The organism is Pseudomonas sp. 8209 (assembly GCF_028682105.1).
GTDB classification, from domain to species: domain Bacteria; phylum Pseudomonadota; class Gammaproteobacteria; order Pseudomonadales; family Pseudomonadaceae; genus Aquipseudomonas; species Aquipseudomonas palmensis.
On record NZ_JANIAH010000009.1, the window covers coordinates 227,718 to 240,427 of the forward strand.

General features: G+C 65.1%; 9 protein-coding genes and 2 tRNA genes. 8 read left to right on the forward strand and 3 right to left on the reverse strand.

What is annotated here, in order from left to right; translation table 11 throughout:
• Positions 1-345: 345 nt before the first annotated feature.
• Together NP552_RS20580 and NP552_RS20585 are read left to right on the forward strand one after the other, a co-directional pair.
• Entirely contained in the window at positions 346-1,038 is a 693-nt protein-coding gene (locus NP552_RS20580) for a DUF1266 domain-containing protein (RefSeq protein ID WP_043860023.1), read from the forward strand.
• Positions 1,035-3,749: a molecular chaperone DnaJ gene (locus tag NP552_RS20585; RefSeq protein WP_274097096.1), complete on the forward strand. Its 2,715-nt coding sequence runs from the start codon at positions 1,035-1,037 to the stop codon at positions 3,747-3,749. The genes NP552_RS20580 and NP552_RS20585 overlap by 4 nt, the downstream gene beginning before the upstream one ends.
• On the opposite strand, the gene NP552_RS20590 is transcribed toward NP552_RS20585, so the two are convergent.
• Complete coding sequence (locus NP552_RS20590; RefSeq protein ID WP_054914674.1) at positions 3,746-5,437, reverse strand: molecular chaperone HscC; 1,692 nt, start codon at positions 5,435-5,437, stop codon at positions 3,746-3,748. The genes NP552_RS20585 and NP552_RS20590 overlap by 4 nt on opposite strands.
• A gap of 206 nt (positions 5,438-5,643) precedes the next feature.
• Here NP552_RS20590 and NP552_RS20595 point away from each other — a divergent pair, with 206 nt between their 5' ends.
• The 3 genes from NP552_RS20595 (at position 5,644) to NP552_RS20605 (ending at position 9,749) form a co-directional block, all read left to right on the forward strand.
• On the forward strand, positions 5,644-6,168 hold the full coding sequence (locus NP552_RS20595; RefSeq protein WP_043860021.1) for a sigma-70 family RNA polymerase sigma factor: 525 nt from the start codon (positions 5,644-5,646) through the stop codon (positions 6,166-6,168).
• A gap of 44 nt (positions 6,169-6,212) precedes the next feature.
• Complete coding sequence (locus NP552_RS20600; RefSeq protein WP_082405706.1) at positions 6,213-7,175, forward strand: FecR family protein; 963 nt, start codon at positions 6,213-6,215, stop codon at positions 7,173-7,175.
• A gap of 108 nt (positions 7,176-7,283) precedes the next feature.
• Positions 7,284-9,749 carry a TonB-dependent siderophore receptor gene (locus tag NP552_RS20605; RefSeq protein ID WP_054914676.1) on the forward strand — a complete coding sequence of 822 codons (2,466 nt, stop codon included), beginning with the start codon at positions 7,284-7,286 and terminating at the stop codon, positions 9,747-9,749.
• A 163-nt stretch (positions 9,750-9,912) separates the two neighbouring features.
• On the opposite strand, the gene NP552_RS20610 is transcribed toward NP552_RS20605, so the two are convergent.
• Positions 9,913-9,989: transfer RNA gene (locus NP552_RS20610), tRNA-Asp, on the reverse strand.
• 16 nt (positions 9,990-10,005) lie between these two features.
• Positions 10,006-10,081, reverse strand: a tRNA-Val gene (locus tag NP552_RS20615).
• A 159-nt stretch (positions 10,082-10,240) separates the two neighbouring features.
• Between NP552_RS20615 and rdgC the strand changes: the two genes are divergently transcribed.
• The 3 genes from rdgC to sugE all read left to right on the forward strand — a co-directional run bounded on the left by rdgC (position 10,241) and on the right by sugE (position 12,700).
• Positions 10,241-11,161 (forward strand): recombination-associated protein RdgC, encoded by a 921-nt coding sequence (rdgC, locus tag NP552_RS20620; protein WP_043860018.1) that lies wholly within the window; start codon positions 10,241-10,243, stop codon positions 11,159-11,161.
• Between the two features lie 141 nt (positions 11,162-11,302).
• A complete protein-coding gene (locus NP552_RS20625) occupies positions 11,303-12,265 on the forward strand; it encodes a bile acid:sodium symporter family protein (RefSeq protein ID WP_043860017.1) in 963 nt (320 codons plus the stop codon).
• Between the two features lie 117 nt (positions 12,266-12,382).
• Positions 12,383-12,700, forward strand: a complete 318-nt coding sequence (sugE, locus tag NP552_RS20630; protein WP_043860016.1) for a quaternary ammonium compound efflux SMR transporter SugE — start codon at positions 12,383-12,385, stop codon at positions 12,698-12,700.
• Positions 12,701-12,710 lie beyond the last annotated feature (10 nt).

Here is a 12,710-nt window from a genome sequence, read left to right on the forward strand (position 1 = left end):
AACCGCTCCGTCCAGCATCCGGCCCTACGCTTCGCTACGGGTCCCCTCATTCCACCCACGCTCCGTGGGGCAGCACCGTACGGGCATCCCTGCCCGTCGGCACTTTCCGGGCCATCCATGGCCCTACACCCCACTACACGCAGGCTCCATTCGGCCTCCTGAAGGACGGAAAGATCAAAAGCAAAGCAACAGCAACCGCAAGAGCAAGAGCAAGAAAACCAGCACCGGTAGACACCACTGCCGAAAAAATCTGGATCCAATTGCCCCACCCGCCCCGCCTCTCTACAATCCGCGCCATTACGGTCGACCCCGCCCATTCCCCGTCGACCCCGGAGCCTTCTATTCATGGAAGAGATTGAACAGCACTGGCTGTACGCCCTTTCTGCCCCCATGGCCGCCCTCAACGGCGCCAGCCTCACCTCCCCCCGTTATTTCGAAGCCGAAGGGGACCTGGACCTGAAAAAATGGTGGGGCATCAACAACCGCCGCGAGCTGCTCGACATGCTGCGCATGGCCGACACCGGCCACGCCGAAAAACTCAACGATGCCTACTGGCAATACCCTCGCCGCCAACCCAGCCAATGGCAGGCACTGCTTGACGAGCTGGGCCCGCGCGAGCGCGCCAACTATGAATTTGCCGCACGCACCTATGCCGATTGCGGCTTCGGCGGCACCCGCGCCTGGGACCTGGGCCGCATGGGCTACCTGCTGCGCGCCGGGGTGTTCGAGAACCTGATCACCGAGCCCGAAAGCCTCTGGCTGCACAGCCGCCTGGCACTGCGCGCACGCCACTTCTACAACAGCTGGGACACCTACATCGCCGGCTACATGTTCGGCAAATCGCTATGGAACTGCTCCAGCCATGACGACGACGTCTACCCCTACCGTATCGATCGCCAGGGCGCCGAGCACTGGAACCGCTGCATCATCATGAACATGCTCAAGCGCGGCAAGGCACTGTTCGCCAGCCTGCCCTGGGACCTGCCGCTGGACTACCCGCCCCGGCCCGATTCGCTCGAGGAGGGCACCTGGTCATGAGTTGCTGGATAAAGCTGGGCATCGAGCCCACCAAGGACCAGGACGTCATCCGCGGGGCCTACCGCGCCCGCCTGCCGGAGTTTCACCCCGAAACCGACCCGCAGGGCTTCCAACTGCTGCGCCAGGCCTACGAGCACGCGCTCAAGCTCGCCACCCGCACGGATGACGATGACGAAGACGAAGACGAGGACGCCGGCGAAGAACAGGCCTATGCAGAACGCCCGCCGCGCCCGCCCCGCGTGCACCCGGTCATCGCCACCTTCGCCCGCATGCTCGCCGACCCGGCCCGGCGCTACAACGTCGATGCCTGGCAGGACTACTTGCGTGAGCTCGACCAGTTGCCCCTCGAAGAACTCGAGGACGTCAGCTGGGAGCTGCTGTGGCGCCTGGAAGAAGCCGGCCAGCTGTCCAATGCCTGCGTGCAGGTGCTGGCCAAGCGCCTGGCCTGGGACAAGCAGTTGCTGCGCCTGGGCTTCGAAGAGGCGCAGGAAGTCGAGACGCTGCTGGCTCGCTTCGCCGCCCCCGACCCGTTCGACATGCGCCTGATGAACGACTGGTCTACGGCCGCGCAGTTGGAAACCCTGTGGTACCTGCGCAGCCTGGACCACCTCTACAACAACCGCCCGCTGTTCGAACTGGCCGCCTTCGCCCGGGAACACACCGTGGTCGCCCTGCCCCCGGACGCCGCACTGGTCGAACGCCTGCTGCTGCAGATCGGCCAGGCCGGGGTGGCCAGCCCGAGCCTGTACGCGCTGTGCGTCGAACGCCAGGCGCTACAACCCGACGATGTCGACGCGCTGTACCAGCTGGCCTGCCAGGCCAGCCTGCTGGGCAAGGAAGAAGAAGCGCTGTCGTGCTGGAGCCGCCTGTGGCTGGAATTCCGCCACCCGGTGGCCGCCCGCGAGCTGCTGGACCTGTGCACCGTGCACCAGCCGCAACGCCTGCCGCTGATGATCCAGGCCTTCGACCGCCTGGCGCCGGTGCGCACCTGGCCCGACGACCTGAGCGAAGACGAACAGACCCTGGGCAGCCCGGCGCAGCGCCCGGAAACCCTGACGCGCTGGTTCCAGGCCGCGCGCCTGGAACTGGACGGCATCGCGGGGCAGTTCGTCGACTGGCGGGCCACCGATGAGCGTGAGCTGGAACTGCTCGCCAGCCTGATCGACGAACACCCGGACCCGGCCCTGCAGCGTCTGTACCGTCACGCCTGGGCCCTGCACTGCGGTGACGCCGCGCTGTTGCAACAGGTGCTCGACGAACCGAAAAGCAGCCACCTGATCGATGAACTGATCCTCGACGGCTTGCGCTACCAGGCCCAACAGCAACTGGCCTGGCTGCAACAGGCGCCGATCCCGCTGGCGATCCAGGCGTTCCTGAACAGCAACTCGCCGCACCCACAACTGCCCGACGTGCTCAAGGACGGCGCCACCACCCTGTGCCGCGACTGGCTGCGCCGCCTGCGCGCCTACGACGGGCGCACCCTGGCCCGCCTGCACGAGACCTTCAGCCCGCGCGCCATGATGCCGGTACCGTTCGGCCTGGAGATGCAATGCGAGTTGGGCGCCGCAGGCGTGGTGCTGCCTCCCGCCCCGGCCGGCGCCGAGTTGTGGCACTGGCACCGCCAGGCACTGTTCATGCTGGCCCTGGCCCAGGCGCCACAACGCTGGCTGGCGCTGGTGACGCCGAGCATGCTCGACACCCTGCAGTGCCCACCCGGCCATCCGTTGGCAAAGGTCCATACCCTGCTGCTGAACCTGCTGCAGGAACAAGGCAACCTCGATGGGCTGTTGGGCTGGCTGGACAGCCGCGACCCGCTGCAAAAAGCCATTGCCGACAGCCTGCCCGCGCCGGACCAGGCCCTGAGCAGTGCGCGCCTGCCCAGCACGCTGGCGTTGCTGGCCAGCTACCAGAAGGACGAAGAGGCCTTTGCCGACGACCTGCTGGGCATGATGCTGTTCTGGGCGGTGCTCTACCACGACCCGGCACTGGATGCCGAACAGCACCGCGTGCTGCTGCGCACCATGGCCGACATCTCCAGTGAAGAGCCGTGGTTCGAAGCCTTTCGCAGCGGCCTGATCAAGGGCGAGCCGAACCGGCCGCCGCGCGAGAAACTCGATGCCTACGGCATGGACAGCGCGGTGTTCTACCAGGTCATGGATACGCTCAAGGGCCTGATCCGCTACGGCCGTGTCGGCGTACCGCGCCTCAAGGTGCTCAAGCAGCTGCAAAAGGCCAAGGATGACCCCAGCACCGGTATCGGCCTGCGCTTTGCGCTGACCGCGGTGTTGTCCTGGTGCGAGCGCCTGCTGCTGGCCCAGGCCGATCTTCAGCCAGTATCGCCCTGGGCCTTCTGGCGCTGGAACACGCGCCTGGGCCGTGGCGCATTCGTCGGCCAGCTGATGTTGTGGTTCTTCGTCACCCTGGTGCTTGCCATCACCTCCAGCGATGCGCCCGAGGCCATGGTCAAGATCGGCCTGGGCCTGGCCCTGCTGTTCGGCACCTGCCTGCGCCGGCTGCACGACATCGGCCACGGGATCGTGGTGATGGTGCTGCTGGCTGCACTGTCGGTAGCGCTGCCGTTCCTGCCGCTGGTGCTGGTGGTGATGCCCGGCGACGTGCTGCCCAACCGCTGGGGCGTGTCGCCGGAGCATCATGACCCCGACGCCCTCAGCGGCGGGCTGCAGGCTGTGCTGCGGCGCCTGATCGGCTAGAGGTTGAGTGCGTCCAGCGCCTCGTTCAACTGCTGGCGCTGGCTGGCGATCAGGCTGGACTGCTGGGTGGCCAGCACCTGGCTGAAGTCGCTCAGCCAGGTGCCGATCTGCTCGCGCTCATCGCCCAGGCACTGCATCCAGGCGCGCTCCAGGCGCGCCGTCAGGGTTCGGTTGGGCAATGCATCGCGCGGGTGGATCTTCAGCCCGGCCAGGCGCTGATGGCTGTTCTGGCGCGCCTCTTCATCCAGCCCGGTGGGGCTGCGGTCGATGCTGTGGCTGTGGCGCTTGCCGGTGTCCACCAGGGTCACGTCGACTTCGAGCAGGCCGTTGATGTCGTAGCTGAAGCGGATGTCCAGTGACTGGATCTTGTCCATCGGGGTCAGCTCGACGACGAAGCTGTCGATGAAGATGTTGTCACGCACCCACGGCCGCTCGCCCTGGTAGACCTCGACGTTGATGGTCTTCTGCTGCTCGTGGGAGGTGTAGAAGCGCTGCACCCGCGAGGTCGGTATCACCGTGTTGCGCTCGATGATCGGCGAGAATACCCCGCTGATGTTGGCGCCGCGGGTGGTCTCGATGCCCAGGGTGTAGGGGCATACGTCGGTCAGGATCAGCTCTTCGATGGCCGAGTCGCGCGCCTTGCAGGCCGCCTGGCTGGCAGCGCCCAGGGCGACGATGGTGTCGGGGTCGAGGTGGCGGTACGGCAGGCGGCCGAACAGCTTGGCCACCATCTGCTGCACCACCGGCATGCGCGTGGCACCGCCCACCAGCACCAGGCTGTCGAGGTCGCGCGGGCTCAGCCGCGCGTCGCGCAGGGCCTGCTCGATGGGCGCGCGCACCCGGCCCAGCAGCGGCTCCCAGATCGTCTGCGCGCCCAGCTCGTCCAGGGTCCACTCGCGGGGCTCGCCGGCCCCCTTCCAGTAGACCGTCTGCGGGCCTTCGCCCAGCTTGCACTTGAGCAGTTCGATGCTGTCGTACAGGCTCGCCAGCGCCTGCGGTTCGACGCTGGACAGGGTCATGCCCCAGTCCTTCAGGCAGGCCTGCAGCAGCGCTTCGGTGAAGTCTTCGCCGCCAAGAAAGTTGTCGCCGGTGGAAGCATGCACCTCGATCAGCGGCAGGGCGTATTCGAGCACAGTGACGTCGAAGGTACCGCCCCCCAGGTCGAAGATCAGGGTGCGCTCGAATTTCTGCTCGTGCAGGCCGTAGGCCATGGCGGCGGCGGTCGGTTCGTTGATCAGGCGCTGCACCTTGAGGCCCGCCAGCTCGGCGGCGAACACGGTGCGCTTGCGCTGTTCATCGCTGAAATAGGCCGGCACCGAAATCACCGCCTCGTGCACCGCGCAGCCCAGAAAGGCCTCGGCGTCGTGCTTCAGCGAGCCCAGCACCAGGGCCGAGAGCTCTTCGGGGCTGAATGCCTGCCCGCCCAGCTCCAGGCGCTTTTCGCTGCCCATGAAGCGCTTGAATGCCGCGACGCTGCGATCGGGGTGGGTGGTCAATCGCGAACGGGCGGCGCGCCCCACCAGGATGCTGCCGTCGTCATCGATACTGACCACCGAGGGGGTGAGCACCTCGCCAAGGGCATTCGGGATCAGTTGGGCACGGCCTTGCTGCCATACGGCGATCAGGCTGTTGGTGGTGCCCAGGTCAATGCCCAGCAAGGGCGCGGCGGCGGGGGTTGCATCCTGCATATGAGGTCTCTGGCAGTGGTCGTCATCGGCCAGCGGCCGGAGCTCGCCCGGCCTGCTGAAAGGCGCCCTACTTTAACTGAACCCCCCACCTCGACAAACAACGAATGCACACACGGCGAAAAAGGCCTGACCTGTAAAAAAACATATCTATGATAGTCATTCTCATTTGAGATAAGCTTGCGCATTACGTCGCACGAGCACAATGGATGTCCACCCCAACCTCCGCCGTCAACCCGCTGGTCAGCGCCTTCCAGGAGCATTACGCCGACCTTCTGGCGTTTCTTGCACGGCGCATGGGCAATGTGGAAAAGGCCGCGGACGTGGCCCAGGACACCTACCTGCGACTGGCCAGCCTGTCCGATACGGCGCAGATTCTCGAACCGCGTGCCTTTGTCTTTCGCGTTGCCAGCAACCTTGCCATCGACCGCCTGCGCCAGGAACAGCGACGCTCGGCGCTGCATGACGACGTCAGTGACAACCTGGACGTCTGCGACCCCCTCGCCTCCCCCGAGAAGCAGTTCCTGGCTGCCGAAGCAATCGAACAACTGGACCGCAGCCTGGCCCAGTTGCCCAGCAAGGCGCGCCTGGCACTGCTGCTCAATCGCCTCGAAGGCTTGACCCATGCACAGATCGCCGTGCGCCTGGACGTGTCCGAAAGCACGGTGGGCAAGTACATTGTGCAAGCCATGCGGCACTGCCGCGATTGGCTACGTCAGTCGGAATCTATTTAGAATGCCCGGTACGCCCCCTCTGAAGGTTTCAGCAGCCCCTCATCATGACTAGACCCAACCCTTCCCAACCATCCCCTGTCGAGCTGGAGGATCAGGCCATCGAGCAGTGGGTGATGCTGATGTCGGGGAATGCCAGCGAGTCGGATCATGCCGCGTTTCGCCAGTGGCGCCAGCGCAGCCCGGCGCACGAAGCAGCGGCGCGGCTGGCCGAGCAGATGTGGCACGGGGTAGCGCAGACGGCCACCGCGCAATCCTTCGTGCCGCCAGCGCCCCAACGCCGTGCAAAACCCTTGCGATGGGCTGCGCTGGCCGCCGGGCTGGCGGTGCTGGCCGTGACCCAGTTGGGGCAGCCAATGAAGGTGTACATGGCCGACCAGTCGACCGCCGTCGGCGAACGCAGGCACCTGGTGCTGGAGGATGGCAGCGAGGTCTGGCTCAACAGCGCCAGCGCACTGTCGGTGCGCTATTCGTCCACGCGTCGCGATATCGACCTGATCAAGGGCGAGGCGCTTTTCCAGGTCAGCAAGAACCCGGCGCGTCCATTCGTGGTGCATGCCGCCGCAGGCACGGCCCAGGCACTGGGCACCCGGTTCGACGTGAACCTGCTCGAACAGCAGGTGCGGGTCGGCGTCAGCGAGGGCGTGGTGCAGGTAACGTCCGGTGGCCAGAGCGCGCGCCTGGAACCGGCCCAGCAACTGGACTATGCCCAGGGCCTGCCACCGTCCTCCACGCGCCCGCTGGACCTGACCAGTGATGCGGCATGGCAGCGCGGCAAGCTGATCTTCAATCGACGCCCACTCGACGAGGTGGTCAGCGAAATCGGGCGCTATGTACCCGGCGCACTGGTGGTGACGGGGCAATTGCCGAGCACGGCGGTGAGCGGGGTGTTCAACCTGGACGACGGTGCGCAGATGTTCAGTACCCTGGCGCGCACCCAACCGCTGCGGGTCGTGCAACTGCCGTGGCTGACCCTGGTGATGAACCGCGAGAGCGTCGAAGAAAAATAAATCCGGATTTTGTTGGCAAGGTTGACGGCAATGAATCGTCGTTGGTTTGAACGCGAATACTTCTCATAAATATCGCTTCTTACCAACATTTGATGACGGACGATTTCAATGCAGGCGCTTTCCAACGCTTTTCCGTTCAGTGGCCGCACCCTGACGCTGGCCATCGCTCTGACCCTGGGTGGCGGAGTGCCGCTGACCCTGCCGCTGGCCCACGCAGCCGAAACCACCACGCGCCTGACCCTGAACCTGGCGCCCCAGGCGCTGGACCGGATGCTCACTCAACTGGCCGACCAGGCCAACGTACGTCTGGTGTTCAACTCCAGCGACCTGGCTGGCCGGTCCGGTCCGGCCCTGCAGGGTGCCTTTACCCTGGCCCAGGCCCTGGACCGGTTGCTGCAGGGCAGCGGCCATACCTGGCAGTTGCTGGACGGTCAGACCCTGTTGCTGGAAAAACTGCCTGCCGCCGATGCGTCCGTGGTGCTGGGCGCCACCAACATCGACAGCCGCGCAACCGAATCGGCCTACGGCCCGGTCGACGGGATCGTGGCCAAGCGCAGCGCCACCGGCTCCAAGACCGACACGGCCCTGAGCGAGATCCCGCAGACGATCAACGTCATCACCCAGGACGAAGTGAAGATGCGCGGCGCCCAGTCGGTCACCGAGGCCCTGCGCTACACCGCCGGCATGACCGGTGGCGGCTTCGCCGACCGGGTGAAGGTGTTCGATGAACCCACCTCCCGCGGCTTCTCCCCCACCCCGCTGTACCTGGACGGCCTGCACCTGCCCTACAGCGGCGGCAGCACGGGTGGCTCGCTGCAGATCGACCCCTACACCCTGGAGCGCATCGAAGTGCTCAAGGGCCCGGCGTCGGTGCTGTATGGCCAGAACCAGCCGGGCGGCATCGTCAACATGGTGAGCAAGCGCCCCACCGCCACGCCGCTGCATGAAGTGGTCATCGGTGGCGGCAGCTACGACCGCAAGTACGGGGCCTTCGACCTCGGTGGCCCGATCGACGATCAGGGTCAGTTCCTCTATCGCCTGACCGGCGTGGTCAACGACAGCAACTCGCAGATCGACTACGCCGACCAGAACCGCATGCTGCTGGCGCCCAGCCTGACCTGGCTGGCCAACGAGCGCACCACCGTCACGGTGTTCGGCCAGTACCAGAAAGACCGCGACACCCCGGAAGCCCAGGGCCTGCCGGCCAAGGGCACGGTGTACAGCACCGCCAACGGGCGCATCAGCCGCAGCCTGTTCATCGGCGAGCCGGGCCTGAACAAATATGACCGCGAGCAGTTCGTGGTCGGCTACGAGATCGCCCACGAGCTCAACGACACCTGGACCCTCAAGCAGAACGCACGCTACGCCGACCTCGACGACCGCTACGTCGCGCCACTGCACGGCTATTCATTCGGCCCCAACCCGGTCACCGGCGCCAACGACTTCAGCTACCAGGCAGACCGCTTCGGGGTGGACTGGGCGCAGCACAACCGGGTCTACGGCATCGATAGCACCGCCCAGGCCAAGTTCAAGACCGGCGAGCTGGACCACACCCTGCTGCTGGGGGTGGACTACTACCACTTCAACTCCGAGTTCCTCGGCCGATACGACCGTCGCGGCCCGGGCATCGACCTGTACAAGCCGGTCTACGGCAGCAAGTTCACTTTCACCCAGCCTTACCGCTGGGACAACACCATTACCCAGACCGGCCTGTATGCCCAGGATCAACTGCTGTGGAACAAATGGTTCCTGACCGTGGGCGGCCGCTATGACTTTGCCGAAACCGACAACAAGACGCCGCTCAACGGCGGCCACACCAACCAGAAGGATGAAAAGTTCACCGCGCGTGCGGGGCTGGGCTACTCGTTCGACAACGGTGTGACGCCCTACGTGAGTTACGCCGAGTCGTTTTTGCCGCTGTCCGGTGTCGACGCCAACGGTTCGGGTTTCGACCCCACCAACGGCAAGCAGTATGAAGTGGGCATCAAGTACGAGCCCAGGTCGATCGACGGTTTCATCCAGCTGTCCGCCTACCAGATCGACCAGGACAACATGCTGACCAACGACCGCGACGACCCGAGCCTGAGCGTGCAGAGCGGCTCGGTGCGTTCGCGTGGTGTCGAGCTGGAAGGCAAGGTCAATGTCACCGACAACCTGAGCGTGCTGGCTGCGGTATCACGCAACCAGATCAAGTGGCGCAGCATCAACGACGGCCGCGAAGGCCGTACCCTGGCCATGCAGCCACCGCTGACCGCTTCGGCGTGGGTCAACTACGACTTCGACGTTTCCACCGTACTGGCCGGGTTCGGTGTGGGCCTGGGCGCGCGCTATGTGCGCAGCAGCTACGGTTCGGACTACGTGGGCGACTCTTTCCAGATTCCGTCCTACACCGTGTATGACGCCATGGTGTCCTATGACCTGGAAAAATCGCCGCTGCACGTCAAGGGCGTGAAGCTCAAGGCCAACCTGCAGAACCTCACGGACGAGAAGTACGTGGCGGCCTGCAATGGCGGGCTGGACTGCTATTACGGCGAAGGCCGCACCCTGAGTGCAGATGTGACCTACAACTGGTAAGACGGCGCGAGGCTGTCTGGAAAAGGCGCCCTCAGCGGCGCCTTTTTCGTTGTTGGAGGGGGATGCGTGGCAGGCGCGGCCAAACGCCAGGCACAAAAAAAGCGACCCTAAGGTCGCTTCGTTTGTGGCTTCAGGGAGTTCAGTGGGCCCTGAAGCTAATATATGGCGCAGCGGACGGGACTCGAACCCGCGACCCCCGGCGTGACAGGCCGGTATTCTAACCGACTGAACTACCGCTGCGCGATACACTGAGAAGTGGTGGGTGATGACGGGATCGAACCGCCGACCCTCTGCTTGTAAGGCAGATGCTCTCCCGGCTGAGCTAATCACCCTTCGTCTCGGTGTGGCGCGCATTCTACGGAGCACCTCACACTCTGGCAAGCACTTTTTTAAAATTATTTTTCAGGCCTTCCAATGACTTAGCGGGCTTGGCCTGAACACGCCGCTCGGAGAATAATGCCCTCCTTATGTACCGAGGAGAGATGCACCCCATGTGGTTCAAAAACCTGCTGCCCTACCGCCTTACCCAGGACATCCAGTTCGACGCCGAGGCGTTGGAAACCGCACTGGCCAGCAAGCCGGCGCGCCCCTGTGCCAGCCAGGAGTTGACCACCTACGGTTTCGTCGCGCCCTTCGGCAAAGGCGAAGATGCGCCCCTGGTGCATGTCAGTGGCGACTTCATGCTGATCGCGGCACGCAAGGAAGAACGCATCCTGCCCGGCAGCGTGGTGCGTGATGCGGTCAAGGAGAAGATCGACGAGATCGAAGCCGAGCAGATGCGCAAGGTCTACAAGAAGGAGCGCGACCAGATCAAGGACGAGATCATCCAGGCCTTCCTGCCCCGCGCCTTCATCCGTCGTTCGATGATCTTCGCCGCCATCGCGCCCAAGCAGGGCCTGATCCTGGTCAACTCGGCCAGCGCCAAGCGTGCCGAGGACCTGCTGTCGACCCTGCGTGAAGTGATGGGCTCGTTGCCGGTGCGCCCGGTGACCGTGAAGATCGCCCCAAGCGCGACCCTGACCGACTGGGTCAAGTCGCAGAAGGCTGCGCCCGACTTCTATGTGCTGGACGAGTGCGAGCTGCGCGACACCCACGAAGACGGCGGCATCGTACGCTGCAAGCGCCAGGACCTGACCAGCGACGAGATCCAGCTGCACCTGGGTACCGGCAAGGTGGTGACGCAGCTGTCGCTGGCCTGGCAGGACAAGCTGTCGTTCGTGCTGGACGACAAGATGGTGATCAAGCGCCTGAAGTTCGAAGAGCTGCTGCAGGACCAGGCCGAGGAAGACGGCGGCGAAGAGGCCCTTGGCCAGCTCGATGCCAGCTTCACCCTGATGATGCTGACCTTCGGCGACTTCCTGCCGGCGCTGTTCGAAGCGCTGGGTGGAGAGGAGATCCCGCAGGGGGTCTGATCGTCTGCTCTCTACATAGCTATATAGAGGCCTTGCGGGCCTCATCGCGGGTCAAGCCCGCTCCTACAGGGTCGCTGCAATCCTTGTGGGAGCGGGCTTGACCCGCGATGGGGCCGCCGATAATAAAAAAGGAGCACCCCCATGCGCGCCCTCGCCGCCCTCAGCCGATTCGTCGGCAATACATTCGCCTGGTGGGTGCTGCTGTTTGCCCTCCTGGCCTTCTTCCAACCCGCCTGGTTCATCGGCCTCAAGGTCGCCATCGTGCCGCTGCTGGGCCTGGTGATGTTCGGCATGGGCCTGACCCTCAAGGTCGAAGACTTCGCCGCCGTGTTCCGCCAGCCCTGGCGCGTGGCCCTGGGCGTGGTCGCCCACTTCGTGATCATGCCGGGCGTGGCCTGGCTGCTGTGCCAGCTGTTCCACCTGCCCGCCGAAATCGCCGTGGGCGTGATCCTGGTCGGCTGCTGCCCAAGCGGTACCTCCTCCAATGTGATGGCGTGGCTGGCCAAGGGCGACCTGGCCCTGGCCGTGGCAATAGCCGCCGTCACCACCCTGCTCGCCCCGCTGCTGACCCCCGCGCTCATCTGGCTGCTGGCCTCGGCCTGGCTGCCGGTCTCGTTCATGGAGATGTTCTGGTCGATCCTGCAACTGGTGATGCTGCCGATCGTGCTCGGCGTGCTCGCCCAGCGCCTGCTCGGCCCGCGCGTACACCTGGCGGTGCAGGTGCTGCCGCTGGTGTCGGTGGTGAGCATCGTGCTGATCGTGTGCGCGGTGGTGGCGGCCAGCCAGGCCAAGATCGCCGAATCGGGCCTGCTGATCATGGCGGTGGTGATCCTGCACAACACCTTCGGGTTCGCCCTGGGCTACGTCACCGGCAAGCTGTTCAAGCTGCCGCTGGCCCAGCGCAAATCCCTGGCGCTGGAAGTCGGCATGCAGAACTCCGGGCTGGGCGCGGCACTGGCCAGTGCGCACTTCTCGCCCCTGGCGGCGGTGCCCAGCGCGCTGTTCAGCGTGTGGCACAACATCTCCGGTGCGCTACTCTCGACCTGGTTCCGGCGCATGGAAGAACCCGTCGCCGAAACGGCAGCGGTCGACGCCACGCGTTGACCGCCACTTGCCCCCCGGCAAGGAAATGTGCACTATAGTGCGCACTGTGAGGACGACCTCACGACGCACCGCGTGACCGATCCGGGGACGGCCCCATCAACAGATGGAGTACTGCGCATGTCCTGGATCATCCTGTTTTTCGCCGGCCTGTTCGAAGTTGGCTGGGCCATCGGCCTCAAATACACCGACGGCTTCACCCGCCCCCTGCCCACTGTGCTCACGGTTGCCGCCATGGCGGTCAGCCTCGGCCTGCTCGGCCTTGCCATGAAGGAACTGCCGCTGGGCACCGCCTATGCGATCTGGACCGGTGTGGGCGCAGTGGGTACGGTGATCGCCGGGATCATCCTGTTTGGCGAATCCATGGCGTTGATGCGCCTGGCCAGCGTGGCACTGATCATCATCGGCCTGGTGGGGCTCAAGGTCAGCGCCAGCTGACCCTGGCCCC

Coding starts and splice junctions, on each gene's coding strand:
- NP552_RS20580 (WP_043860023.1), top strand. CDS start 346: ATGGAAGAGATTGAACAGCACTGGCTGTACGCCCTTTCTGCCCCCATG.
- NP552_RS20585 (WP_274097096.1), top strand. CDS start 1,035: ATGAGTTGCTGGATAAAGCTGGGCATCGAGCCCACCAAGGACCAGGAC.
- NP552_RS20590 (WP_054914674.1), bottom strand. CDS start 5,437: ATGCAGGATGCAACCCCCGCCGCCGCGCCCTTGCTGGGCATTGACCTG.
- NP552_RS20595 (WP_043860021.1), top strand. CDS start 5,644: ATGTCCACCCCAACCTCCGCCGTCAACCCGCTGGTCAGCGCCTTCCAG.
- NP552_RS20600 (WP_082405706.1), top strand. CDS start 6,213: ATGACTAGACCCAACCCTTCCCAACCATCCCCTGTCGAGCTGGAGGAT.
- NP552_RS20605 (WP_054914676.1), top strand. CDS start 7,284: ATGCAGGCGCTTTCCAACGCTTTTCCGTTCAGTGGCCGCACCCTGACG.
- rdgC (WP_043860018.1), top strand. CDS start 10,241: ATGTGGTTCAAAAACCTGCTGCCCTACCGCCTTACCCAGGACATCCAG.
- NP552_RS20625 (WP_043860017.1), top strand. CDS start 11,303: ATGCGCGCCCTCGCCGCCCTCAGCCGATTCGTCGGCAATACATTCGCC.
- sugE (WP_043860016.1), top strand. CDS start 12,383: ATGTCCTGGATCATCCTGTTTTTCGCCGGCCTGTTCGAAGTTGGCTGG.